Below are 25,315 nucleotides of genomic sequence, written 5' to 3' on the forward strand. Positions count from 1 at the left end.
GCCTGGTCACCTTCGGGTGGCCGAGCTTCTTAGCGCTTCTTCTTTTGCTCATTGCGGTGCTGCTGGATCAGCTCTATGCGGCTGGCCGTGCCCATCCAGGCGCGACCGCCGCCCAGTGGGCCACTGATGGCGCCGTTGTGCAGCGCGATAATTTCCCCTGTGTCGGCCGAGATCACCGGTGAGCCGGAGGTGCCCGGTATTTTGTAGGCATCATGGTAGAGCGCGCTCTGATAGGCATTATCACTGCTCAATCCCAGGATGGTGGTGGGCTTGCCGCTGCCGTTTAAAAAGGAAATACCGAGGGATTGTTGCCCATGGTTGGGCATGAAGATTTTGTGCCCGGCCGTTATCTGTGGGTGGGTGGCCAGTTTGAGCGGTGGGAATTGACGTGCCAGTGCAGTTCTTTCCGTTTGGGGCAAATCAACCCTCAGTTCGGCATAGTCCAATCGAGCGTCGCCGCTGATCAGGTTTTTATCCAGCGGCACCTTGCGTGCGGCTTTCATGCGCCCGTCTTCACCTTCCTCATACCCAAGCCATAGTTCGAGCCTGCTGCCTTTGTCGAGCGCCTCGTGAACGTGTTTGTTGGTCAGTACGCTGTTGCCCCCATCGATCAGCGAGCCGGTGCCCAGCGAGCGATGGTGGACTCGCTCATAGCCCCATGAGTCGCGCATTACAGTGACTTCGCGAATGGTGCCCACCGCCCTTGCTGCGGTGTGCATGGGTGTGCCCTTGAGCGATGCGCTGGACCAGTTCTGCAAAGAAAAGGGGGCCTGTTGTAAGCCTGTTTTTGGAGTGGTTGGGGCGTTATCCGGACGTATCGACCGTCGGGGATGACTCGGTGCGACGTCGCTGGGGAGGGGAGGGCGCGGCGGTAAAATCGGAGTATTCGAGTGGTGGCGGATGACGTCAGTGGGCTTGACGATGCCGTTGCTTCTAATGAACAGGTCCGACTTGCCGGTGCCATTCAAGTCGATAGCCAGGCTGTGTTCTCGGGTGTAGGCGTTATAACCGAGCACTGCTTCGCCGGGTCGCCCACTGAACCGTGTGACAAAGTTCAGCGCATGGATGCCGGCCTCTCTCATCGCGCCGGACACATCGATTTTGTCCTGCCCGCTGGTGAAGTCCAGGAGCAGGTCGGGCCGGCTCTCGGTGGAGTCGCTGGCCTTGTCGTAGACGAAGATGTCCGCCCCCGCGCCGCCCTCCAGCCTGTCTGCACCGGCACCTCCCTTCAAGCGGTTGTTCGCGGCGTTGCCGGTCAGATGATCATCCCCGGAGCCTGCGATGGCATTTTCCAGCGTCACACCCTTGGCGATGGACACGTTGCCTTTCATGCCGCCGACATCCGAGAACTGCTCGGCCTTGAGGTTGATGGATTGGTTCTGGTGGAACCCCGAGACGTCCAACGTGTCGTTGCCTCCACCGTCCCATACGCAGAACACGGGGGCATCGGTTGACGACTTGAGACTCAGGAAGTCGCGGCCGGTATTGGAGTTGAAGCCATAGACCGTGTCGTCGCTGCGGGTCTTGAAATTGGCGCCGTAGAGTTTTTGTACGGCGCTGATGTCATCCATCATCGGCCCGGCAGGATAGTGGGGTTCCCGATTTTTGCGATGATCGTGACCGCGATGGCCCTCCCACCAGTAGCTCATGACGCTGTAGGCGCGAGTGTCCTCGGCGTAGCGGGCGTGCTGATCGTAACTGCCACCGCCGTTGTATTTTCCGGGATGCATCAGGCCCAGGGTGTGGCCTATCTCATGGGTCAGCAAATGCCGGCTGTAGCTGCCGTGATTGAAGGGGCGACTCTTGCCGTCTGACGCGAACCAGGCTTGCGTTCCATCGTGGTAGATGCCGGGATAGCTCGCATAGGCCGAAAGCCCCGCGTTGACGTCATTGCCCAGCAACAATTGCCCTTCAGCACCTGGCGTATTTTCGTTGAACGACAGCTTGGCCACATCGGCCCAGGACTGCATGGACCGCCTGGCCTGCTCCTTCTGGTAGCCGGTGAATTCGTTGGCACCGGCCGGAGTGTTGTAAGTGGATTTAGACGGAGTGAAGAATTGATAGGAAATGCTTGTTACACCGTCAAGGTTGCGGTCTTTCCAGCGGTAGCCCATCCGGGTGAGTTGCTCGGCCGCTTGATCAGTGGTGTAGGAAGGCTTGCGTGATGGGGTTTCAGAGCGGCCATACAGTGGCCAGGATGCACGTGAGTTTGTCTCACTGGACCAAGCGACTTTGCGTTGTAGGTCAGTCATGGCGTTGTTCCTCTTTTTTGACGTCCCGTGCAGCGCAAGGCTCAACGTATTTGGCCTGAGGGGCGGGTGCTCGGTGAGTGGCGTTCTCGAGACGCCAGGTTCAACGTGCCTGTGTAGCCAAACGTGATTCGAGCCGAGTCTTTCCAAAGCCGTTGCCAAAAAAATCCCGAGCTTTAACCCGAACCGTGAGCGCCTTGCGTCTGACCTTGTGAACGGATCATTCACACTCGAGGTTCAGCCCATGTCCCGTCCTCTTCTGCTCCTGCGTCCTGCTGCCCAGGGCTTTGCCGTTACCTTGCTGGTGGCGCTGGCCGGTTGTGGGTTGTCTTCGTCCCAAGACGTTGCCAAGACCTCCGACGTCGCACCCATTCCTGAATTGCAAAGCGAACCGACTCACCCACAGGGCGCCATGGTCAAACGAGTGGCCGCTCCGATGGCTGCGCCGATGGTCGCGAGTTTTGCCCTGCGCGATTCGGTGCAGAGGGAGTACCGTGCCGAACCTCGCGAGCAGTACCAAAACCTGCCGGACAACCCGGTCCACAGCGTCGCCGAAACGCCGGTGTCGACCTTCAGTGCCGACGTCGACACCGGCAGTTATGCCAATGTCCGACGCTTCCTCAATCAAGGCCGCCTGCCGCCCGACGGTGCTGTGCGACTTGAAGAAATGGTCAATTACTTTCCCTACGATTACGCCCTGCCCAGCGATGGCTCGCCGTTTGGCGTGACCACCGAAGTGGCGGTGTCACCGTGGAACCCGCACACCCGCCTGTTGCGCATCGGCATCAAGGCCTCGGACCGTGCCGTGGCAGACTTGGCACCGGCCAACCTGGTGTTCCTGGTGGACGTGTCCGGCTCCATGGATCGCCGCGAAGGCCTGCCGCTGGTCAAGAGCACGCTGAAACTGTTGGTGGACCAACTGCGGGACCAGGACCGCGTGTCGCTGGTAGTGTATGCCGGTGAGTCGCGGGTGGTACTCAAGCCGACGTCGGGGCACGACAAGGCAAAGATCCGCAACGCTATCGACCAGTTGACCGCCGGTGGTTCCACCGCTGGCGCCTCGGGTATCGAGATGGCGTATCAGATGGCCCGCGAAGGGTTTATCGACAAGGGCATCAACCGCATCCTGCTGGCCACGGATGGCGACTTCAACGTCGGCGTCAGTGACTTCGACAGCCTCAAACAAATGGCCGTCGACCAGCGCAAAAGCGGAGTTTCCCTGACCACCCTGGGTTTTGGCGTGGACAACTACAATGAACACTTGATGGAGCAACTGGCCGACGCGGGCGACGGCAACTATGCCTACATCGACAACCTGCGTGAAGCGCGCAAGGTGCTGGTGGACCAGCTCAGCTCGACCCTCGCGGTGGTGGCCAGGGACGTCAAGTTGCAGGTGGAATTCAACCCGGCCCAGGTCAGTGAGTACCGCCTGTTGGGCTATGAAAACCGCGCCTTGAAACGTGAGGACTTCAACAACGACAAGGTCGATGCTGGCGAGATCGGTGCGGGGCATACGGTGACGGCGTTGTATGAGATTGTGCCGAAGGGTGAAAAGGGCTGGCTGGAACCGTTGCGCTACGCCGACACTCCTAAGGTGGACGGCAAGACGGGCGAGCTGGCGATGTTGCGGGTTCGCTACAAGCCTGCGGCAGGCGGCAGCAGCCGGTTGATCGAACACCCAGTGAGCAGCGAGCAGGCGCCCGGTAAGCCCAGCGATGACCTGCGTTTCTCGGCTGCCGTGGCCGCCTTCGCCCAGCAACTCAAGGGTGACGGCCGTTACACCGCTGACATGAGTTTGAAGGACACTGCTGCATTGGCCCGTTCTGCCCGGGGTGACGACCCGTTCGGCCTGCGCAGTGAGTTTGTGCAATTGGTGGAGCTGGCGCAGAGCCTCAAGGCGCCCACCCAACTTTGATCCCTGCACCGAAAGGAGTTCGCCACCTACATGCCTGCTTCGATTGATCCACCCAGCGACGAAGCGCTGCTGGCCCGCTACCGCAACGGCGATGGGGCTGCTTTCGAAGCCCTGTATGCGCGGCATCGACTGGGCCTGTACCGTTTCCTTGTGGGCCTGAGCAACAAGGCCGAACTGGCTGAAGAAGTGTTCCAGGAGACCTGGCTCAGCCTGATCCGCAGCAGCACCCAGCCTCAGGGCCGGGCGAGCTTTCGGACCTGGCTGTTCCAGATTGCCCGCAACCGCCTGATCGATCATTGGCGCAAACACGGCACCCACAACCCGTTGCATGACAGCTACGATGAGCAGCTTCACGCCCAGCCCGACGACACCGCCGGCCCCGAGCAGCAGTTAAGCCTGAGCCGTGATCAGGGCCGCCTGGACGCTGCCCTGCAAGACTTGCCCGAAGACCAGCGCGAAGTATTTCTGCTGCGTCTGCACGGCGATCTTGAAGTGCCGCAAATTGCCGCCTTGATCGGCGCGCCACTGGAAACGGTCAAAAGCCGCTTGCGTTACGCCCAGCAGAAATTGCGTCGACTGCTGGCCGAGGAGGTACCCGCATGACTGACTCCCGACATACCCCGGATCCCGCCGACGAGGTGCTGATCCAGCATTTTCGTCAACACGCCAGTGGCGAGCCGCCGGCATCGCTGGACGCCTTCATCCTGGCTACCGCTCACCGCGAAGCTCCTGTGCCCAAGCCCAGCCTGTTGCAGCGGTGGCTGCAAGCCTGCCAACGGCCGCGCTGGCAGATGGCATTTGCCACTGTTGCCGGTGTAGCGCTGATGATTGGCCTGGTCGTGCGCTCACCGGTGCCTGACACCGAACTCTCTGCGCCCGCACTGCGGGACCACTCCGCCAACTTCCGTGAACTGGCCCGCCCGGTCCTGTATGCACCAGCACCCGCCCCGGCAGCACCCGCTGCGCCTGCCGGGTTTGCTATGGCGCCTCAGGCCGACAGTGCGCAGGTTCAGGCTGAGGTCGCGGGTGCCATGGCGGATGCGTCTAGGGCGAAAATGAGCAAGCGAATGACAGTCAAGCCACAGTCCCTGGAACAAGGACTTCAGGAAATCGTGCGCCTGCGCCAGGCGGGTGAGACCAAGGCGGCCGATGAACAGCTCCTGGCGTTGTATAGACGCTTTCCCCAGGAAGACCTGCCGGCTCGGTTGGAGGCGTTGCAAAAGCAATAAATAAACGGCGGCCACAAAAAAGCCCCAGGTCTTTCGACCTGGGGCTTTTTCGTTTGTATCTGGTGCACCCGGCGGGATTCGAACCCACGACCCCTGCCTTCGGAGGGCAGTACTCTATCCAGCTGAGCTACGGATGCTTGTGCGGGCGACATCATACCCATGTCGGCCTTAGGCGTCCATGCCGGTTTTTGCCGCGGCGATTACCGGCTGTTGCGGCTCCAAGCGGTCCCGTCGCTGCCTAGCATTCACAAGTCCGTGCGCCGGACGTCCCTTTGTTTGCTTTGCTCTGTTGGCTTCAAAGCCCCTTCTGCCGCGTTTGGCGCGGCATTTTCCTGTCAGGCCAGGTGAACGCATGCATTCCAAAGGAACCGTGATGCTCGATCTCCCGTTACGACAAACATTGTTGGCGCGCTCCGATTTATTCCGGGGGATGCCGGAACATCTTCTGCACTACGTCGCGAACCATATGGTGGAGCGAACATTGGTCGATCGTGAACTGCTCTATTTCAAGGATGACACGGCCGAATTTGTTGCGTTGGTGGTGGAAGGCCGGGTGTATTCGCTGCTGCATGGCCCGGATGGTCGTGAGCAGATCATCGGTAGCGTAGGGCCTGGACAGGTGGTGGGGGAGTCGGCGTTGATCGAAGGGCATGGGCGCGAGTGTTCGACCTTTGTCAGCGGGCCGACGCGGGTGCTGCAGTTGGGCCGACGGCATTTTGCGCTGCTGTTCGAAGAGCCGGTGTTCCTGCGGCGTTTGTTGATGTTGATGATGGTGCGTTTGCTCAAAGTCATCGATTTGCTTGAGCTGGTGTGCCTGCATCGGTTGGAGTCGCGGCTGGCACGGTTTCTGTTGGCGAACATGGACGAAATCGATCTCGCCATGGCATTGCCCTGTGTCAGTTTGCCCGCGAGCCAGGGGGTGTTGGCGTCAATGCTCAACACCAGTCGGCCCAAGCTCAATGTGCAGTTGCAACTGTGGCGCCGCAGTGGGCTGATCAGCGGCAAGCTTGAGCGGATGGTGATCAACGACCTTGAACACCTTCGTCGAAAGGCCTGCCCGTTAAATTAATTGTCGCTGTGTTCCCTAGGTAACAGCGCCCCCCTGAACCCTCTCACAGACTGGTACCTCATCAAGGACGCACAGGGAGTGCTGGCGATGGGGATATTGACGCTGCAAGAACGCACAGTAGCACCGGCTGATCGTTTGTTTGAGGCCAGTTGGCGCGCGGTGCACGTCGAACTCAAGCGTCGGGCGATCTGCCGCGCCAAGGGCAATCTGGAGCTGGGCCAGGAGTGGTTGTCGGCCACGGCGGTTAAGGCGTTGCTGTTTTTCCGACGTTCGCCGGAGCGCATTCGCGATCCTCAGGGTTTTTTGTTTCTGGTACTCGATCACGTGTTTCTCGACAGTCTGCGGCGCAGCAAACGCGAAGGGCGACTGTTCGATTATTCGGTCGATCTTGAGCACGATCACCAGGTCATTCTTGCCGCTCCCTGTGCCTCGGTGCTGGAACTTACCGAGCAGTGTGAGCGCTTGGCCCAGGTCGATCTGCGGGTAGCAAAGCTGCCGTTGTTGCAGCGCCAGCTGTTTGAAATGCGCTTTGTTGATGACCTGCCTTATCCGCAAATCGCCGCCGAGCTGGGGATCGGCCTGCCCCTGGTACGCAAGCGGGTACAGCTGTTGCGGGCGGCGTTGCGCTGATCGCGTTCACAACCTTCTTCGTGGCGCGTTCTAGTTCAATGAGCACTTCACGCCCCACGCGCTAACCGCCGGCATCCTCGCCGGGTCGATTCCATCAAGGAGAGATGTATGACAGAGGTCAACAGCCAGATTACCGATGCTGTCACCCAAACCAACGTCAAGGTGGTTGCCGAGGCGCCGGCCCAGGCCATCGCATCGCTGTACCAGGTGGCCAGCAGTGCGGCCGGCCTGTCTTTGCAGAACGCGGTCAACAGCCAACAAGCCATGAATCAGATTTCCAATGCGGTGATCTCCAAGGCGGTCGCGTTGATCATGCAAATTGGCGAGAAGGGTTGAGCCCTGGGGAGCCGCATCATGTCGTGGTTTAGCAGAAAGAAGCCCGCTACCCCCGAACCGCCGCCTGCTGCCGATCCGGCTGCCACGGCACCTGCCAGCCCGACGGTAGCAGCCCCGCGCTCGATCATGGCGCGCATGAACGAGCACTTGCTCAATCAAGCGAGCACGCCGTCGGCTGACAGCACGGCAGCGCTCAACAGCCAGATCGTCCAGGCCGTGCAGTTCACCAATGCGCAGAACTACGCCTATGCCCCGGCACAGATCGCCGTGGCCGCCGACATGATGATCAGCCAGGCCGCCGGGTTGGTGGCGCAGTCGGCGGCGGGGTACTTCGACGGGGTCACCAAACTTGCCCTCGCTGCTCAGGCGGTATTGCTGGAGCAGATGACCAAAAACATCGTTGCAAACCAACCCGGCAAAGCGGCCGAGGACGCCTTGGGTGCGCTGGCCACCGACCTGCTGGTGGGTGCGGCCGCAGCCGTAGCGGCTGCTGCGGGTGCGATGGAGGCCGAAGCCGCCAGCGTGGCGATCGACAAGATCGACCAGAGCATCGCCAAGTACAGCAGCACCCTGGCCAATCGCGCCGCGCCGGCGGCGTAGACCGAGCATCAGGTTCCAGAACCCTTCTGGAATCGTGCAACAGCAACTTGAAAGCAACTTTTCTTAAATGAGGAGCGACATCATGCAGCCTGGAGATATTGTTTTTTCAGTGGCGCAAGTGGATGACAACGTGCCTACCAGCATTCCCCGTGCCTTTATTCGGGCGGGCCAATGGCTCAAAGCCAAAATCTTCGGTACAGGCGATCCCAACGTGCCGGTGGTGCATGCGGCCATTGCCGTAGATGCCACCCACGTGATCGAAAGTGTCGGCGATGGCATTCAACTGACCGACCTGAGCAGTGAAACCCCGCCCCGTGGGGCGATGGTCTTTACTTGCACGGAACCCGATCTGGCAAACGCTGCCGCCTATGCCGCCGGCCAGTTCTACGGCGATGTGGTCAACAAGGACATCAGTGGGCGCTACAGCAAGTGGAACGCGATGCTGTCGATCTTCAAGCTGTCGGCCTACGAGCCCGGCATCATGAGCCGGATCAACGAGTCGGTGTCCATCAGCAACGCGGCGTTCTGTTCGCAGTTTGTCGCCAACGCGTACGAGGTGGGCAACCTCTACACCAACGCCAACCTGCTACCGGTGCCTGCGCCGATTTTCGACACGCGGCCCACCGTCATGACCCCGTGGGAACTGGCCTCCAGTTGTGACAATGACGAAGACTTCTACTTCGCCGGCTTTTGGCAAGACAACATTGAGGTGCGGCTTTAGCGGCCCATCCACGGCCCAGGAGAGCGAAATGGCCCAGCCCGAACACAACCCCGTGGCGGATATCTACCGCCTGGCCGAAGCCCTTGAACTGCCGCTGACGCCCGGCGACCGGCAAGTACTGGAAGCACTGGTGCGCAGCAGGCCGCAGACCTTTGCCGGCACCTCGCAGGCGCTCATCGATCAGGCCCGGGAGCAGACGAGCCAGTTGATCGAAGCTGAACGTGTGCGTACCAGTGAGCTGCTCGAACGGGCCAAGGTCACTGAAAACACCCTCCGGCAAACCGCTGAGCAGCGTGAAGCGTTGATTCAGCAATGGCTCAAGGCGCAGCAGCCGCAGGCTTCACCGGGTACGCCGGAGCAGGCTGAGCGCTCCTTCAAGGAGCAGTGGTCCGAGCAGATCAGACAGGAAGTCAAAGCCGCTATTGATGTGCAAATGAAAGAGTTGATTGCGCAAATTGAATCGACCCTTGGCCAGTTGAGCGAGCAGCACAGCCAGCGTACGGAAAGTTGATTTCGACCCGCTTCACACCAGCTGTTTTGCAACGTTCATTGATGAACACGGAATGCTCCGTGTACTAAATAAGGAAATTGATCATGGCATTTGTAAACGAGCAAATCACCGACGCGGTCACCCAGACCAACGTCAAAGTGGTGGCCGAATCGCCAGCGATGGCGATGAGCACCATCTACCAATCCATGGCCCAGGCCACGGCGATTCTGTTCCAGAACGCAGTGTCGGCCCAACAACAACAAAACACCCTGGCCCAGGCGGCTACCAACCAGGGCGTGATGCAGATCTACAGTGTCGACACCACCGCCGGTGCCGCCGCCACCGAGAAGGTCGCCCAGGGCGGGGTGTCGGATAACCTCACCAGCCTTCTGACCGTGCTCAAGTCGTTCCAGCCTTAATGGCTGAGCGTTAACGGATGTTGTTCTTTCTAAAACCAGGAGTTCCAACCATGAGTACAGTCAGCCCGCAAATCACCGATGCCGTCACCCAGACCAACGTCAAGGTCGTTGCCGAATCGCCGGCCATGGCCATGAGTACCATTTATCAGTCCATGGGTCAGGCCACCGCGATTCTGTTCCAGAACTCGGTCTCGGCCCAGCAACAGCAAAACACCTTGGCCCAGGCGGCTACCAACCAGGGCGTGATGCAGATCTACAGTGTCGACACCACGGCTGGCGCCGCAGCCACCGAAAAAGTCGCCCAGGGCGGCGTGGCCGACAACCTGACCAGCTTGCTGGCCGTGCTCAAGTCGTTCCAGCCGTAAGTCGTAGGCGCCCCAACGCCCCCGTCGCCAACTGGCGATGGGGGCGTTGTCGTTTGTGCGTTTGATCTGAAAGGTGGGGCAAATGCGTCGTTTACGTTCTTTTTTTCGAACAGACTATTGTCCTTTACCCCCATTGATCCTAGGATTCGTTTGAGATTTCAAACGCTCTGTCTCCCGTGCGCTATGTACTTGCTTGCGCCCAGTGACTGATTTCCCTGACGGCAGCCCGAAAGGCGCCTTTCAACAACTCTAATTTGCTCCGCGCGCGCGCGGTGCTGTTAAGGAAAGCCGACATGCAGCTTAAAGACACCCAGTTGTTCCGCCAGCAAGCCTTTATTGATGGCGCTTGGGTTGATGCGGACAACGGTCAAACGATCAAGGTTAATAACCCCGCGACCGGCGAAATCCTGGGCACCGTGCCGAAGATGGGCGCTGCCGAAACCCGCCGCGCCATCGAAGCGGCCGACAAGGCCCTGCCGGCCTGGCGTGCCCTGACCGCCAAGGACCGCGCCAACAAGCTGCGTCGCTGGTTTGAACTGATCATCGAGAACCAGGACGACCTGGCTCGTCTGATGACCCTGGAGCAAGGCAAGCCGCTGGCTGAAGCCAAGGGCGAAATCGTCTACGCCGCCTCGTTCATCGAGTGGTTCGCCGAAGAAGCCAAGCGCGTCTACGGTGATGTGATTCCCGGCCACCAGCCCGACAAACGCCTGATCGTGATCAAGCAGCCGATTGGTGTGACCGCAGCCATTACGCCGTGGAACTTCCCGGCCGCGATGATCACCCGTAAAGCCGGCCCAGCCCTGGCTGCCGGTTGTACCATGGTCCTCAAGCCTGCGTCGCAAACGCCGTTTTCCGCGTTCGCCCTGGCTGAGCTGGCCCAGCGTGCCGGTATTCCAAAAGGGGTGTTCAGCGTGGTCTCCGGCAGCGCCGGTGACATCGGTAGCGAGCTGACCAGCAACCCGATCGTGCGCAAGCTGTCCTTCACCGGCTCCACCGAAATCGGTCGTCAGCTGATGGCTGAATGCGCCAAGGACATCAAGAAGGTTTCCCTGGAACTGGGCGGCAACGCGCCGTTCATCGTGTTCGACGACGCAGACCTGGATAAGGCCGTCGAAGGCGCGATCATCTCCAAGTACCGCAACAACGGCCAGACCTGCGTCTGTGCCAACCGCCTGTACATCCAGGATTCGGTGTACGACGCGTTCGCCGAGAAACTCAAAGTGGCGGTGGCCAAGCTCAAGATCGGTAACGGTCTGGAAGAAGGCACCACCACGGGCCCGCTGATCGACGAAAAAGCGGTGGCCAAGGTTCAGGAACACATCGCTGACGCCCTGAGCAAAGGCGCTACCCTGCTGGCGGGCGGCAAGGTGATGGAAGGCAACTTCTTCGAGCCGACCATTCTGGTCAACGTGCCGAAAAACGCCGCCGTGGCCAAGGAAGAAACCTTCGGCCCATTGGCACCGTTGTTCCGCTTCAAAGACGAAGCTGAAGTGATCGCCATGTCCAACGACACCGAGTTCGGCCTGGCGTCCTACTTCTACGCCCGTGACCTGGGCCGTGTGTTCCGTGTGGCTGAAGCCCTGGAATACGGCATGGTCGGCGTCAACACCGGGTTGATCTCCAACGAAGTGGCGCCGTTCGGCGGCATCAAGGCTTCGGGCCTGGGCCGTGAAGGTTCCAAGTACGGGATCGAGGATTACCTGGAAATCAAATACCTCTGCCTGGGCATCTAAACCCGGCAAGGCATTGCTTCAAACGCAAAGGGCACGAGAGCGCTGTCCCTTTGCGTGCTTCAAAACGTTATTCGAAGTGGCCGGGAAAGCTGTGGCAGTCGATCATCGCATGCTGCCGTAGTTGCCTCCCCGCCACGTATTCCTTGGACCACGCCGCCCGATGAGCGGCGCATGAGGACTTTTTTGATGAGCAAGACCAACGCTTCCCTGATGAAACGCCGCGAAGCCGCTGTACCGCGCGGTGTTGGCCAGATTCACCCGATCTTCGCCGAGTCGGCAAAGAACGCCACCGTGACCGACGTTGAAGGTCGCGAGTTCATCGACTTCGCCGGCGGTATCGCCGTGCTGAACACCGGTCACCTGCATCCGAAAATCATCGCTGCCGTGACCGCGCAGTTGAACAAGCTGACGCACACCTGTTTCCAGGTACTGGCCTACGAGCCTTACGTGGAATTGTGCGAGAAAGTGAACGCCAAGGTGCCAGGTGATTTCGCCAAGAAAACCCTGCTGGTCACCACCGGTTCCGAAGCGGTAGAAAACGCCGTGAAAATCGCCCGCGCCGCCACTGGCCGTGCCGGCGTGATTGCCTTCACCGGCGCGTACCACGGTCGCACCATGATGACCCTGGGCCTGACCGGTAAAGTCGCACCGTACTCGGCCGGCATGGGCCTGATGCCAGGCGGTATATTCCGCGCGCTGTACCCGAACGAACTGCACGGTGTGAGCGTGGATGATTCCATCGCCAGCATCGAACGCGTCTTCAAAAACGATGCCGAGCCGCGTGACATCGCCGCGATCATCATCGAACCGGTCCAGGGCGAAGGCGGTTTCTACGTCGCGCCTAAAGCCTTCATGAAGCGCCTGCGCGAACTGTGCGACAAGCACGGCATCCTGCTGATCGCCGACGAAGTGCAAACCGGCGCCGGCCGTACCGGTACCTTCTTTGCCATGGAACAGATGGGCGTTGCCGCCGACCTGACCACCTTCGCCAAATCCATCGCTGGCGGCTTCCCGCTGGCCGGTGTGTGTGGCAAGGCTGAATACATGGACGCCATTGCACCCGGTGGCCTGGGCGGCACCTACGCCGGTAGCCCGATCGCTTGCGCCGCGGCCCTGGCCGTGATGGAAGTGTTTGAAGAAGAGCACCTGCTGGACCGCTGCAAGGCCGTGGGCGAGCGCCTGGTGACTGGCCTGAAAGCCATCCAGGCCAAGTACCCGGTGATCGGTGAAGTGCGTGCCCTGGGCGCGATGATCGCAGTCGAGCTGTTCGAGGACGGCGACACCCACAAGCCGAACGCCGCAGCCGTCGCCTCCGTGGTGGCCAAGGCGCGCGACAAGGGTTTGATCCTGCTGTCCTGCGGCACCTACGGCAACGTATTGCGCGTACTGGTTCCGCTGACTTCGCCGGACGAGCAGTTGGACAAAGGCCTGGCGATCATCGAAGAGTGCTTCTCCGAGCTGTGATCGAACAGTGACCTGATCGACAAAAAACCCGCTTCGGCGGGTTAATGAGATGGTCACCCCCAACACCCTGTGAGGGCTACGCTTTCACGGGGTGTTTTGTTTTCGGAGGCCATCATCATGAGCGAGTCAGCACTGATCGGTATCGATCTCGGCAAACATACTTTCCACCTGCACGGCCAGGATAAGTCGGGCTGTGAGGTGTTTCGCAAAAAATGCTCACGGACGCAAATGATGCAGTTTTTCGGCAACTCGCCGAGCTGTATCGTGGTGATGGAGGCCTGTGCGGGGTCGCACTATGTTGCTCGTCAGTTGGCGGCAATGGGGCACACGGCCAAGCTGATTTCTCCGCAGTTCGTTAAGCCCTTCGTCAAGGGCAATAAAAACGACTTTGTCGACGCTGAGGCAATCTGCGAAGCCGCTTCGCGCCCATCTATGCGCTTCGTCACGCCTAAAACCGAATCCCAGCAAACCCTGTCCGTGCTACACCGGATGCGCGAATCGCTGGTGCATGACCGCACCAAAACGGCTAATCAGATGCACGGTTTCCTGCTGGAGTTTGGGATCAGTCTGCCCAAAGGGTTGGCCATCATGAAGCGTCTGGCGAGCGCCTTGGCCGAGCATGAATTACCCGTTCGTCTGACGATATTGTTGCAACGCCTGCACGACCACTTTGCCTACCTGGATGAGCAAATCAAGGTCTTGGACAAAGAGCTGGCGGGCCAACTGGCCGACGATGATCTGGGCAGTCGTTTGCTGAGTCTTCCATGTGTCGGCCCGATCACCGCCAGCCTGCTGGCTGTAGAAATGGGCGACGGCAAGCAGTACCGATGCAGTCGGGACTTTGCCGCCTCAGTGGGCTTGGTGCCCAGACAGTACAGCACCGGTGGCAAGGCCAACTTGCTGGGAATCAGCAAGCGTGGTGACAAGCACCTGCGACAACTGTTGGTGCAGTGTTCCAGGGTCTATATGCAAAATCTGGAGCACCAAAAAGGCGCCTTGGCCGATTGGGTGCGCTCATTGCTAAGTCGACGACATTCGAATGTCGTGGCCTGTGCCCTGGCTAACAAACTGGCGCGTATCGCTTGGGCGATAGCCGCTCACCATACGCAATATGAAGCAGGGCCAGACGCCTTGAACGCCTGACCCCGCGGTTGTTGCAGTACCACGATTCACCTTCAGGTTTTGCGATAGCTGAACAACAGATGATGTGAACGGCACACCGGCCTGGCGAAGATCCTGACATAAAAATCGGCTTCAGAAGCCGACGGGTTTTTAAGGATCGTCAGGCGCGACTCTCATCGTGGCGCTGGGGCATGCCCCAAACAGACGCCGGATAGATTTAAGCAAGCCAACCACACCACCCGTTAATCAGTATTGCAAAAATGGGGGTGACCATAGATTTTTCATGGTGGATGCTCTGTATTCAGGCGTTGTTCCTTGTACGTGGGCGGCTCCTTTGTCTAAGGTGCAAGCATTGCCGATGGAGCGTGCTGGATGACTGCTGTTGATTTACCGGCTGTACCCCGTGTGCTGATTGCCGAGGCCGATCCCTGGTCGCGGGATCTGCTCAAGCAGGTGCTGTTGAATGTGCGCTGCGACGCGCGGCTGGATCTGTGTGCCGATGGCCAGCAAGCGGCCTTGATGCTGAGTGAAAAAACCTACGACCTGATCATTGCCGACTGGGAGCTACCCGGTGTCGACGGCTTGAGCCTGTTGCGCAGCGTACGCCAGCAACGACGGTCCCCGGCGTTGCCGTTTATCCTGCTCAGTACCCGTAATGACAGCGCCAGCGTGCGCGAAGCCTTGCCCCTGGCGCCGACGGCGTACCTGACCAAGCCCTTGAACATGGAAGGCCTCACCCAGCGTCTGCAAGATCTGCTGCTCAACGAAGGCGAGACGGTCTACTGCGACGTCCCGGCGCTGGTGCCCGGCATGACCTTGCCGGTGTTCCTCGAACGCCGCCGGGAAACGTCCGACGGCGCGCCGTTGCGAGTTGACGTCAAGACGGCGGTGCAACACAGTCTTGAGCCGGAAGGCCTGGATCTCCGGCACCTGGAAGAGCAGGTGCGCGTGGACCCGCAAATCACCGCTGTACTGATCGCCGCCGCCAACAGCGCCGGCCATCACGGTACGCCGGTGCAAACCCTGGCCATGGCGCTGCATAAGCTGGCGGCCGGGCAAAGCATGAACCTGATCCTGGGTCTGGCCCTCAAGCACAACGTGATCTTGAGCGACCCTGGCCTGGTGGATTACGCCGAGCGCCACTGGCAACTGTCCCAACGCACCGCCGAGTACGCCCGCTCGCTGGCGCGCATGCTCGACCTGGATCACGAGCGCTGCTACAGCGCCGGCATTCTGCATCGCCTCGGCGACCTGGCGCTGTTGCGTTGCTTGCAGGAGTGGCGCCAGGGTGGCGGGGAGCTGGATGACGAGTTGATCGGCGAGTCGCTCTTCACCTTTGGTGCCAGCTACGGCTCGGCATTGCGCACCCGCTGGCGCTTGCCTCTGGAGTTGCGGCAGCTGATCGCGGCGGTTTATTCACTGGAGGGCGGGGTGTATTCCCGCGAAGCGCTGGTGATGCACATGGCCGCGCAACTGGCGCGGCTGACGGAGCATGAAGGCGTCGAGGCCCTGGCCAAAAGCAAGGCCGCGCGGTTGCTCAAGGTCGGGTTGCCGGAACTGACCCGGATGCGCCTCACGAGGCGCTAAAGTTCCAGCTTGTAGCCCACGCCGTAGATCGAGCGAATCGGGTCCTGGCCGGGGCAGGCATGTTCCAGTTTGCGGCGCAGGTTGCGGATGTGGCTGTCCACCGTGCGGTCAGTGACTACCCGGTGGTCGAAGTACAACCTGTCCAGCAATTGATCACGGGAAAACACCCGTCCCGGGGTGTTCGCCAGGGTCTTGAGCAGGCGCAGTTCAACCGGTGTCAGGTCCAGGGCGATACCGCCAAATTGGGCGCAATAACGTTCCTCGTCGATGAACAGGCGTGGGGTGGGAAGCGCTTCCAACAAGGCTCCGCGCCGCAGGATAGCCTTGACCCGGGCCACAACTTCCCGAGGGCTGAACGGTTTGCAGATATAGTCGTCGGCGCCCAGGTCCAGCCCCAGCAGACGGTCGATTTCTTCGACTCGGGCGGTGATCATGATCACCGGCACTGTGCTGAACGTGCGCAGCTCACGGCACACCTCCAGGCCATCGCGCCCCGGCAGCATCAAGTCCAGCAGGATCAGCCGTGGGTTGAACACTGCCACGGCGGGCACGACATCCAGCCCGTTATCCAGGCACTTCACCTCGTATCCTTCGTTGACCAAGTAGTCCCGCAGCAACGCGGCCAGCTTGGGCTCGTCTTCAACCACCAGGATCGGTGCTTCGACAGTCATTGATTCAGATCTCCCAGGGTAGACGAATGTTCAGCCACAATCCGCCTTCAGGCGAGTGAGCAGCAGTGATCCGGCCGCCATGTGCTTCGACGATATTCCGGCAAATCGCCAGGCCCAGGCCTGCGCCGCCATTGGCCCGATTGCGCGACGCTTCGCCACGATAGAAGCGCTCGAACAGGCGTGGCAGTTGCTCGGCGCTCACCCCGGGAGCTGAGTCGATAATGTCGATGATCAACGCTTGCGGATCGGGCCTGAGGCTGACGCGCACATGGCCGCCGGCTGCGGTGTAGCGCATCGAGTTTTCCAGCAGATTACCGAACAGCTGTTGCATGCGACTGGCATCCACTTCCAGTACGTAGGGCCTGGCCGGCAGTTTCAACTCCAGGTTCAGGCAGCGGGCAACGCTGCGCTCGCGAAACAGCTCGACGCTCTGGCTCAACAACGCGCCCACGTCGGCTTTGTTTTTGCGATAGGTCAGGGCGCCGACGTCCGCCAGGGACAACTCGTAAAGGTCTTCGATCAGTTTGCCCAGCAGGCCCACTTCGGTTTGCAGTGACCACAGGGCGTTGCGGTCGAGGGGGCGTACGCCGTCTTCCAGGGCCTCCAGTTCGCCGCGCAAGATCGCCAGCGGCGTGCGCAGCTCATGGGAGACATCGGCCATGAAGTCGCGACGCATGCGTTCGGTGCGCTCCAGGGTCAGGGCCAGTTGATTGAAGTCCCGGGACAGCTGCCCGACTTCATCCTGGGAGGTGACCGCCACCCGGCAGTTGTACTCGCCGGCTGCCAGTCGATGGGTGGCGGCGGCCACTCGTTTGACCGGGCCGAGGAGCGTGCGGGAGATCCACCAGGCGATCAGTGTGGCCAGCAGCAGGGAGCCAAGGCCAACGATCAGGCTGGTGTGGAGTTGATAGCGTCTAAAGATTTCGCCGCCGCCTTCTGAAACGCTCTGAAACGGTGCGAGGGCTAGCCAGCCGACCGTTTTCCCATCCAGTAGGATGGGGCGCAGGATTGCGTCAGCCCCGGGTTTCTTGTAGCCGACCACGCGCTGTTGTTGAGCATCCAGCAGGGCCATGCGAAACAGCGCGCCGGTGGAGTCGGGCATCATCGCTTCTTCCCGTGGAGTATCCAGCGGGAAGTCCACGCCCGGAATAGGCCGCATCAGTTCGAACAACTGGCGCGGATCTTTGCGGAACTCATCCCAACTGCCTTCTCGGCCGTAAAACTCGGCCAGCCTTGGCAAGGCTTTCTCCAGCCGTGTAATCCCCTGGTCGTTGAGGTAGCCGATAAAGCCGCGCTGGAAGCTCCAGCCGGTGGCGGCACTCATCGCCAGGATGACCAGCAGCACGCTGGCGAAGACGGCGGCGAACAGTTTGGTGGAAATACTCAGCTTCATGGGCGGTGGGCAAGTCGCGGAATGTCTTTCCATTTAGGCCCCCTGGCGTGCAGGTTTCAAGGGTGCGCGCCAATCTTCAATTTTCCTGCACATTTGCCTCTCATCCTGACGCCTCGCTCAAGCTTTCCCCTTTGTTGCTGAGGCCTCTATGTCGACAAAACTGCTCGCCAAATTTTTGGTGACATGCGCGTTCGTGATGGCGCTGCTGGTGCTTTCACTGTTGAGCGGTTGCTCCTCGGATGAGCCACCAACAACACCGGCTGCCCCCGAGGTCAGCGTGATTACCCTGAAACCGCAAAGCCAGGTGTTGCGCACCGAGCTGACGGGGCGTACCCAGGCTCTTTTGATGGCAGAGGTGCGCCCGCAAGTGGGCGGCGTGGTGCTTCGGCGCTTGTTTGTCGAAGGCAGCGAGGTCAAGTCCGGGCAGGTGTTGTACGAGCTGGATGCGGCGCCCTACCGCGCCGCCGTGGCGCAATCCGAGGCGTCGTTGGCCAAGTCCCGTGCGAGCCTCAAGGCGGCCCGGATCACGGCCAGGCGTACGGCTGAATTGGCGACCATCGAGGCCGTCAGCCGTCAGGACAACGACGACGCCCAAGCCAATGTGGAGACCGCAGCGGCGGACGTGAAACTCGCCGAGGCGGCCCTGGAAACCGCGAGGATCAACCTGACCTACACCCGCATTGTCGCGCCGATCTCCGGACGTATTGAAACCTCGACTGTCACCCCTGGCGCCCTGGTGGTGGCCAATCAGGAGACGGTGCTGACCACCATTCAGCAGCTCGACCCGTTGTACGTCGATGTCACCCAGTCCACCACCGAGTTGCTGCGCCTGCAGCGTGAGCTGGCGACTGGCACCCTGCGCAGTGCCGCCGAGGGCGAGGCAGACATGTCCTTACGCCTGGAAGACGGCAGCCTCTACAACCAGACCGGGCGCTTGAAGTTCAGCGGCGCCAGGGTGAACGAGGGCACCGGCACGGTGACCTTGCGTGCTGAAATCGCCAACCCGAATCGCCAGTTGCTGCCAGGCATGTACGTGCGTGGAGTGTTGGAGCAGGCGCGGGATGACCAGGCGATTCTGGTGCCGCAGCAAGCGGTGACCCGCGCGGCCAGCGGTGCTACCTCGGTCCTGCTGGTGGTAGACGGAAAGGTTGAGCAGCGGCCAATCACCTTTGACCGGGCGGTGGATAACCAGTGGTGGGTGACCTCAGGGCTGGTGGCCGGCGAGCAGGTGATCGTTGAGGGAGGGCAGAAAGTCAGGCCCGGCATAGCGGTGTCGGTCGTGGAAAACGCAGCCGTGAAAAAGGAGGACTGAACATGGGACGCTTCTTCATTGATCGGCCGATTTTTGCCTGGGTCATCGCCATCGTCATCATGCTCGGCGGCGCGCTGTCCATCAGCCAACTGCCGCTTGAACAGTACCCGGACATCGCACCGCCCAGCGTACGGATTTCCGCCACCTATACCGGCGCTTCGGCCAAGACCGTGGAAGATTCGGTGACGCAAATCATCGAGCAGCAAATGACCGGCCTGGATAACTTGCTGTACATGTCCGCCTCCAGCAGTTCGGCGGGCACCGCGACCATCACCCTGACCTTCGCCCCCGGCACCGACCCGGATGTGGCGCAGATGCAGGTGCAGAACAAGCTTCAGCAGGCTCAGTCGCGCTTGCCGCAAACCGTACAGAGCCAAGGGGTGACGGTGACCAAGGGCAGTTCTGACTTCCTGCTGATGGTGGCTCTGAAGTCGGCGAACAGTCAGGTCACCAGCAACGAGATCGGCGACTACATCGACAGCACTTTGTTGGACCAGCTCAGTCGGGTCAACGGTGTGGGCGAGGTGCAGTTGCTCGGTTCTGGTTTTGCCATGCGTATCTGGCTTGACCCGGCCAAGCTGGCCAAATACGCACTGATGCCTTCGGATGTCAGCGCCGCGTTGCAGGCGCAAAACACCGAAGTCTCGGCCGGGCAATTGGGCGCCTTGCCGGCGGTGGCGGGGCAACAATTGAACGCCACCATCACCGCGCGCAACAAACTGCAGACCCTGGAGGAATTTCGCAATGTGGTGGTCAAGTCCGCCAGTGACGGCGCCCTGGTGCTGCTCAGCGATGTGGCGCGCATTGAGGTCGGCGCCGAGAGCTATGACGTGATCACCACCCTCAACGGCCAGCCGGCAGCGTCCATGGGCGTGACCTTGGCCACTGGCGCCAATGCTTTGTCGGTGGGCGATGCGGTGAAGGCCAAGCTGGCCGAACTGGAGCAATTTTTCCCCAGCGAACTGCGGCTGGAGGCGGTGGTGGCTTACGACACCACACCCTTTGTCAGCCTCTCGATCAAGGAAGTGGTGATGTCCTTGGGCGAAGCCATCGTGCTGGTGGTGCTGATCATGTACCTGTTCCTGCAAAACCTGCGGGCCACGTTGATCCCCACCATTACCGTGCCGGTGGTGTTACTGGGGACATTCGGGGTGCTGGCGTTACTGGGGTATTCGATCAATACCCTGACCATGTTTGCCATGGTGTTGGCCATCGGGTTGCTGGTGGACGACGCGATTGTGGTGGTGGAGAACGTCGAGCGGGTCATGGCCGAGAAAGCCCTGTCGGCGCTGGAGGCCACCCGTGAATCGATGGATGAGATCACAGGCGCGCTGGTGGGCATTGCCCTGGTGTTGTCTGCGGTGTTCATTCCCATGGCGTTTTTCGGCGGTTCCACGGGGATCATTTACCGACAGTTTTCGGTGACCATCGTCGTCGCGATGCTGTTGTCGGTGTTTGTCGCCATGACCCTGACGCCGGCACTGTGCGCCACGCTGTTGCGACCCGGCGATGTCAATCATGGAACCCGTGGCGGCTTCTTCGGGTGGTTCAACCGCATGTTTGCGCGCAATACCGAGCGTTATCAGGTTGGCGTGGGGCAGATGCTCAAGCGCAAGCGTTCAGGGTTGCTGGCCTACGCTCTGATAGCCGGCGCCATGGGCCTGGTCTACGTGCAGTTGCCCACCGGCTTTCTGCCGGATGAAGATCAGGGCACGCTGATGGCGCAAATCAAACTGCCGGAGGGTGGGACTAACACCCGCATGGATGCAGCCATGAGTCAGCTCGAGGATTACATGCTGGCGCAACCGGAGGTCGACGCGTTGATCGGCATTGCCGGCCTGGGCATCGGTGGGAATGGGCAGAGTACCGGGCGGGCCTTTATCAAACTCAAGGACTGGAGCGAGCGCACGGGCCCCGGCCAGGACTCGGCGTCGATTGCCCGGCGCGCCAGCCAGGCGCTGGCCAGCGTGCGTGATGCGAGCATTTTCGTCAGCTTGCCCCCGGCGATTCGCGGGCTGGGGCAAAGCTCGGGTTTTGATGTGCAGCTCAAGGACCTCGGTGGTCTGGGACACGATGCATTGGTCAAGGCGCGCGACGAGTTCATTCGCCAGGCCAACCAGAACCCGCTGCTGCAACGGGTGCGCAGCAACGGGTTGAATGACACGCCAGAGCTGCGGGTCAGTATCGATGATCGCAAAGCCGGCGCCCTGAGCCTGTCCACCAGCGACATCAACAACACCTTGTCGGCGGCGCTGGGCGGCAATTACGTCAACGATTATCTCAACCAGGGCCGGGTCAAGCGGGTGTACATCCAGGGCGAGGCCGAGGCGCGCATGCAGGTCGCGGACCTGGACCGCTGGTTTGTGCGCAACAGTCTGGGGCAGATGGTGCCTTTTTCCTCCTTTGCCAGCGCGGCCTGGAGTTACGGCTCGCCGCAACTGGAACGCTACAACGGCAATGCGTCCTTGGGACTGGTGGGCGACCCGGCGCCGGGCGTCAGCTCGGGCGAGGCGATGGCGGCGGTGGAAACGATCATCAAGCAACTGCCCGAAGGCATCGGTTACGAGTGGAGCGGGCAGTCCTATCAGGAGCGTCAGGCGGGTACTCAGGCGCCGTTGTTGTACGCGGTGTCCATCGTTTTCGTATTCCTGTGTCTGGCGGCGTTGTACGAGAGTTGGTCGGTACCGTTCTCGGTAATGCTGGTGGTGCCATTGGGCGTGATCGGCACGGTGCTGGCGACGCGAGTAACGGGGCTGTCGAACGATGTGTACTTCCAGGTCGGCCTGCTGACCACGGTGGGGCTGGCGGCCAAGAACGCGATCCTTATTGTGGAGTTTGCCAAGCATTTGCAGGAGCAGGGCCAAGGCTTGGTGGATGCCACGTTGACGGCGGCGCGTTTGCGTTTGCGGCCGATTCTGATGACGTCACTGGCGTTCATGTTCGGTGTCTTGCCGTTGGCCTTGAGCAGTGGCGCAGGGTCGGCGGGACGGCAGGCCATCGGCACCGGGGTGTTGGGCGGGATGTTCAGTGCGACGGTGCTGGGGATATTTTTCGTGCCGCTGTTTTTTGTGTTGATTCGCGGGCGGTTTACGCGCAAGTCGTCCGCTGCCGTATCCACGGAGTCTGAGCAATGACCAAGCGTTGGTTTTTCATCTGGTTATTGATGGGCTGGCTGTTGGCCGGTAGTTGCAGTGAAGGTGGGGAGGATTTACCGGACAGCGAATCGACGCCGGTGTGGTGGAAGGCAGGGCGGCAAGTTTATGCCTAAGTCGATTGAACCACCCGGTTCTTACCCTGACGCTTGGCTTCATACATCGCCGTATCGGCGCGGCCAAACAGGCTGTCCAGGTTGGCATCCTCGGCGCTGAGATTGGCCAGGCCCTGGCTGACCGTCACGCTGAAGCCTTGTTCTTCATGGCTGAAACTTAGCTGTTGGATTTCGTGCCTCAACCGTTCCGCCACTTGTAATGCCATCTCTGGCGCGCAGCCGGGCAGCACGGCGGCGAACTCTTCGCCGCCAATGCGCCCGAACAGGTCGCCACGGCGCAAAACCCCTCGACCGCTCCCGGCGATGCGCTGTAACACCTGATCGCCCTCCAGATGGCCGTAGGTGTCGTTGATGACCTTGAAGTCATCGATGTCCAGCAACAGGAACGCCAAGGGGGTGCCCTGGGCGCAGGCGCGGTCGAATTCACGGTTGGCGCATTCAAAGAAGTGCCGACGGTTGCTGCTCTGGGTCAGCACGTCGGTGGTGGCCAGGCGGTGCAACTCCAGCTCCAACTGCTTCTTTTCGGTGATGTCCTCGGCCATGCCCACGATGATGACCGGCTGTCCGGGCTCGGCTTGCTGGTTGATATAGCACTTGTCGCTGATCCAGCGGATCTGCCCGTCTGCCGTGATGATGCGGTACTCGCGGTCTTCCACCACGCCTATGTCCAGCACTTGGGCCAGACTGTGCTCGGCATAGTCGACGTCTTCGGGGTGGATGCTGTTGCGCCATTCCCGATAATCGGTCAGCAGTAAACCTGCCATACGTCCGAAAACTCGCTCATAGGCCGGGCTGACGTACAGCACACGACGGGTCTCCCATTCGATTGCCCACAGCACGGCATTCACGCTGACCAGCAGCGAACTCAACAACTGTTCACGTTCGCTCAGGCGTTCTACTTCGCCCTGGGCATGCATCAAGGCCAGTAAAGTAGCGGCCGCAGCAGGGCGCGGTTGTTCAGCCGTGGGCGGGGAGGACGCAGGTGTTGGGGTGGTCGTATCGTGGACCATCGGCACAAGTCTCTCTGGGCGTGCCGCAGTATCGGACAGCGGTCACAACAAGGCTCGCCAGGATGGCGAAGCGTTGCTTGAGAGGAGGGATTTGCAGCGAAGTTCCGTTATCGGGGGCGTATGGAGGGGATAACGAGGTGCCTGTGAAATGGCGTCAAAAACCTGTAGGAGCGCCTTACATCTCCCGGAGATACCGTCTTGAACCTCACCGGGCAGGTGTGGGGTTATAGGGTGGGCCATTTGAACACCCCACCGCTGTCGAGCTTTAGCGAGGCTGCGTAGGCCGCACCGCAGCCACCGAGCTGGCCGCAAAACCGCGTCGTCCTTGACGCAGCCTCGCAGGGGCTCGACAGCTACTACGGATGTGCCGGCTTGGCCTTTAGGCCTTGGCAGGCCGCAACGAGTAGGTTTTCAACTGATGGGCAAAGTCGCGCAGGGACTGAATCCCGCTGGCCTCGGCCTCGTGGACCCATTCCTTGATCGCCGCCAGCATGTCATGACCGTTGGTGCTGGTCTTGAGCCAGATCTGTTGCAGCGCCAGGCGCTTCTCGTAGATCACTTTCAGCGCCTGGCTGTGCTCCAGCATGCTTTGGATGCGCAGGTGGTGACGGTCATCCAGCAGGCTGGTTTCCCGCGACAGCAGGCGCTTGGCGCGATGGAATTGGTGACGGACCGAGTGATCGACCTTCTCCAGTTCCTGCTTGACCAGCGGCGCGATGACCAGCTTGCGGTACTGGGCCATGATCTGGAAACGGTTGTTGAGGATCGCCATGGCGGTGTCCATGTCCAGGTGGCCCTTGCCTTCGACCCGGTGAGCGATAGGTGCGACGCGCTGAACCTTGGCCAGGCGCAGGAAGCTGAACACTTTGATCCAGGCCCAGCCCAGGTCGAACTCCCATTTCTTCACCGACAGCTTGGCGGAGTTGGGGTAGGTGTGATGGTTGTTATGCAGTTCTTCGCCACCGACGATGATGCCCCAGGGAATCAGGTTGGTTGCCGCGTCACGGCATTCGAAGTTGCGATAGCCGACCGCATGGCCCAGGCCGTTGATCACGCCGGCGGCCCAGAACGGGATCCACATCATCTGGATCGCCCAGATGGTGATGCCGATGGTGCCGAACAGCAGCAGGTCGATGATGCCCATGATGGCGACACCCAGCAGCGGAAAACGGGTGTAGAGGTTGCGTTCGATCCAGTCTTCCGGGCAGTTCTTGCCGTAGATACGCAGCGTCTCGGGGTTTTCCGCCTCGGCGCGGTACAGTTCGGCGCCTTTGCGCAGGACAGTGGACAGGCCCTTGATCACCGGGCTGTGGGGATCGTCGACGGTTTCGCACTTGGCGTGGTGTTTACGGTGGATGGCAGTCCACTCGCGGGTGTTCTGCGCCGTGGTCAGCCACAGCCAGAAGCGGAAGAAGTGTTTCAGGCCGGCATTGAGCTCCAGGGAGCGATGGGCTGAATAGCGGTGCAGATAGACCGTGACGCCAACAATGGTCACGTGGGTCATCAACAGGGTGACTGCCACCAGTTGCCAAGGCGACAAGTCAAGAAAACCGTTGTACCACATAGGCTGTATGGCCCTCAGATAAAGAAAAAAACAGCTCACGCATTATCACTAAGCCCACAGATAAAACCAGTCGCCCTTTCAGATAGAAGTGACTGGATGTTTCTTATTCTATAATCCCCAACCTTTGTAGGGCGAATCTGGTTTTTTAGTAAGGATTACTAACCA

23 protein-coding genes and 1 tRNA gene are annotated in these 25,315 nt (G+C 60.6%); 18 read left to right on the top strand and 6 right to left on the bottom strand.

Annotated features, from left to right (window positions below; translation table 11 throughout):
* Positions 1-29: 29 nt before the first annotated feature.
* A complete protein-coding gene (locus HKK55_RS26420) occupies positions 30-2,252 on the bottom strand; it encodes a M10 family metallopeptidase C-terminal domain-containing protein (protein WP_169357287.1) in 2,223 nt (740 codons plus the stop codon).
* A gap of 241 nt (positions 2,253-2,493) precedes the next feature.
* Here HKK55_RS26420 and HKK55_RS26425 point away from each other — a divergent pair, with 241 nt between their 5' ends.
* The 3 genes from HKK55_RS26425 to HKK55_RS26435 are packed head-to-tail and all read left to right on the top strand — an operon-like array spanning position 2,494 to position 5,393.
* Entirely contained in the window at positions 2,494-4,164 is a 1,671-nt protein-coding gene (locus HKK55_RS26425) for a VWA domain-containing protein (protein ID WP_169357288.1), read from the top strand.
* A gap of 30 nt (positions 4,165-4,194) precedes the next feature.
* Positions 4,195-4,767, top strand: a complete 573-nt coding sequence (locus HKK55_RS26430) for an RNA polymerase sigma factor (protein ID WP_169357289.1) — start codon at positions 4,195-4,197, stop codon at positions 4,765-4,767.
* Complete coding sequence (locus HKK55_RS26435) at positions 4,764-5,393, top strand: hypothetical protein (RefSeq protein WP_169357290.1); 630 nt, start codon at positions 4,764-4,766, stop codon at positions 5,391-5,393. Before HKK55_RS26430 ends, HKK55_RS26435 begins: the two co-directional genes overlap by 4 nt.
* A gap of 60 nt (positions 5,394-5,453) precedes the next feature.
* Here the strand turns inward: HKK55_RS26435 and HKK55_RS26440 are convergent.
* Positions 5,454-5,530, bottom strand: a tRNA-Arg gene (locus HKK55_RS26440).
* Between the two features lie 215 nt (positions 5,531-5,745).
* Here HKK55_RS26440 and HKK55_RS26445 point away from each other — a divergent pair.
* From HKK55_RS26445 to HKK55_RS26500, 12 genes are all read left to right on the top strand, one after another.
* On the top strand, positions 5,746-6,462 hold the full coding sequence (locus HKK55_RS26445) for a Crp/Fnr family transcriptional regulator (RefSeq protein WP_169357291.1): 717 nt from the start codon (positions 5,746-5,748) through the stop codon (positions 6,460-6,462).
* Positions 6,463-6,549: 87 nt separating this feature from the next.
* Positions 6,550-7,092, top strand: coding sequence for an RNA polymerase sigma factor (locus HKK55_RS26450; protein ID WP_169357292.1), 543 nt, complete (start codon positions 6,550-6,552; stop codon positions 7,090-7,092).
* A 108-nt stretch (positions 7,093-7,200) separates the two neighbouring features.
* Complete coding sequence (locus HKK55_RS26455; RefSeq protein ID WP_003187543.1) at positions 7,201-7,428, top strand: RebB family R body protein; 228 nt, start codon at positions 7,201-7,203, stop codon at positions 7,426-7,428.
* Positions 7,429-7,446: 18 nt separating this feature from the next.
* The gene (locus tag HKK55_RS26460; protein ID WP_169357293.1) at positions 7,447-8,028 is read left to right on the top strand and encodes a hypothetical protein; all 582 of its coding nucleotides are present in this window, start codon (positions 7,447-7,449) and stop codon (positions 8,026-8,028) included.
* A gap of 82 nt (positions 8,029-8,110) precedes the next feature.
* On the top strand, positions 8,111-8,749 hold the full coding sequence (locus tag HKK55_RS26465; RefSeq protein WP_169357294.1) for a hypothetical protein: 639 nt from the start codon (positions 8,111-8,113) through the stop codon (positions 8,747-8,749).
* A gap of 28 nt (positions 8,750-8,777) precedes the next feature.
* Positions 8,778-9,260 (top strand): hypothetical protein, encoded by a 483-nt coding sequence (locus HKK55_RS26470; RefSeq protein ID WP_169357295.1) that lies wholly within the window; start codon positions 8,778-8,780, stop codon positions 9,258-9,260.
* Between the two features lie 83 nt (positions 9,261-9,343).
* Positions 9,344-9,658, top strand: coding sequence for a RebB family R body protein (locus HKK55_RS26475; protein WP_005783676.1), 315 nt, complete (start codon positions 9,344-9,346; stop codon positions 9,656-9,658).
* Between the two features lie 50 nt (positions 9,659-9,708).
* Positions 9,709-10,023 (top strand): RebB family R body protein, encoded by a 315-nt coding sequence (locus tag HKK55_RS26480; RefSeq protein ID WP_003187551.1) that lies wholly within the window; start codon positions 9,709-9,711, stop codon positions 10,021-10,023.
* A gap of 293 nt (positions 10,024-10,316) precedes the next feature.
* Positions 10,317-11,759: an NADP-dependent succinate-semialdehyde dehydrogenase gene (gene gabD, locus HKK55_RS26485; RefSeq protein ID WP_155585418.1), complete on the top strand. Its 1,443-nt coding sequence runs from the start codon at positions 10,317-10,319 to the stop codon at positions 11,757-11,759.
* A gap of 186 nt (positions 11,760-11,945) precedes the next feature.
* Positions 11,946-13,223: a 4-aminobutyrate--2-oxoglutarate transaminase gene (gene gabT / locus HKK55_RS26490; RefSeq protein WP_169357296.1), complete on the top strand. Its 1,278-nt coding sequence runs from the start codon at positions 11,946-11,948 to the stop codon at positions 13,221-13,223.
* Positions 13,224-13,340: 117 nt separating this feature from the next.
* A complete protein-coding gene (locus HKK55_RS26495) occupies positions 13,341-14,366 on the top strand; it encodes an IS110 family transposase (protein ID WP_169353046.1) in 1,026 nt (341 codons plus the stop codon).
* Between the two features lie 351 nt (positions 14,367-14,717).
* The gene (locus tag HKK55_RS26500) at positions 14,718-15,932 is read left to right on the top strand and encodes an HDOD domain-containing protein (protein ID WP_169357297.1); all 1,215 of its coding nucleotides are present in this window, start codon (positions 14,718-14,720) and stop codon (positions 15,930-15,932) included.
* Here the strand turns inward: HKK55_RS26500 and HKK55_RS26505 are convergent.
* Together HKK55_RS26505 and HKK55_RS26510 are read right to left on the bottom strand one after the other, a co-directional pair.
* Entirely contained in the window at positions 15,929-16,603 is a 675-nt protein-coding gene (locus HKK55_RS26505; protein ID WP_169357298.1) for a response regulator, read from the bottom strand. The two genes, HKK55_RS26500 and HKK55_RS26505, sit on opposite strands and share 4 nt — an antisense overlap.
* A 4-nt stretch (positions 16,604-16,607) precedes the next feature.
* Complete coding sequence (locus HKK55_RS26510; RefSeq protein ID WP_237151298.1) at positions 16,608-18,029, bottom strand: ATP-binding protein; 1,422 nt, start codon at positions 18,027-18,029, stop codon at positions 16,608-16,610.
* 115 nt (positions 18,030-18,144) lie between these two features.
* Between HKK55_RS26510 and HKK55_RS26515 the strand changes: the two genes are divergently transcribed.
* Genes HKK55_RS26515 through HKK55_RS26525 form a run of 3 tightly spaced genes read left to right on the top strand, consistent with a single transcriptional unit; the run spans position 18,145 to position 22,576 of the window.
* Complete coding sequence (locus HKK55_RS26515; protein WP_169357299.1) at positions 18,145-19,308, top strand: efflux RND transporter periplasmic adaptor subunit; 1,164 nt, start codon at positions 18,145-18,147, stop codon at positions 19,306-19,308.
* Between the two features lie 2 nt (positions 19,309-19,310).
* A complete protein-coding gene (locus HKK55_RS26520) occupies positions 19,311-22,442 on the top strand; it encodes an efflux RND transporter permease subunit (protein WP_169357300.1) in 3,132 nt (1,043 codons plus the stop codon).
* Positions 22,439-22,576: a hypothetical protein gene (locus HKK55_RS26525; RefSeq protein ID WP_169357301.1), complete on the top strand. Its 138-nt coding sequence runs from the start codon at positions 22,439-22,441 to the stop codon at positions 22,574-22,576. Before HKK55_RS26520 ends, HKK55_RS26525 begins: the two co-directional genes overlap by 4 nt.
* Here HKK55_RS26525 and HKK55_RS26530 read toward each other — a convergent pair.
* Positions 22,573-23,586 (bottom strand): sensor domain-containing diguanylate cyclase, encoded by a 1,014-nt coding sequence (locus HKK55_RS26530; protein ID WP_169357302.1) that lies wholly within the window; start codon positions 23,584-23,586, stop codon positions 22,573-22,575. The two genes, HKK55_RS26525 and HKK55_RS26530, sit on opposite strands and share 4 nt — an antisense overlap.
* Before the next feature lie 379 nt (positions 23,587-23,965).
* Entirely contained in the window at positions 23,966-25,150 is a 1,185-nt protein-coding gene (gene desA, locus HKK55_RS26535) for a delta-9 fatty acid desaturase DesA (RefSeq protein ID WP_169357303.1), read from the bottom strand.
* Positions 25,151-25,315: the final 165 nt, after the last annotated feature.

The organism is Pseudomonas sp. ADAK18 (genome assembly GCF_012935695.1).
Taxonomy (GTDB): domain Bacteria; phylum Pseudomonadota; class Gammaproteobacteria; order Pseudomonadales; family Pseudomonadaceae; genus Aquipseudomonas.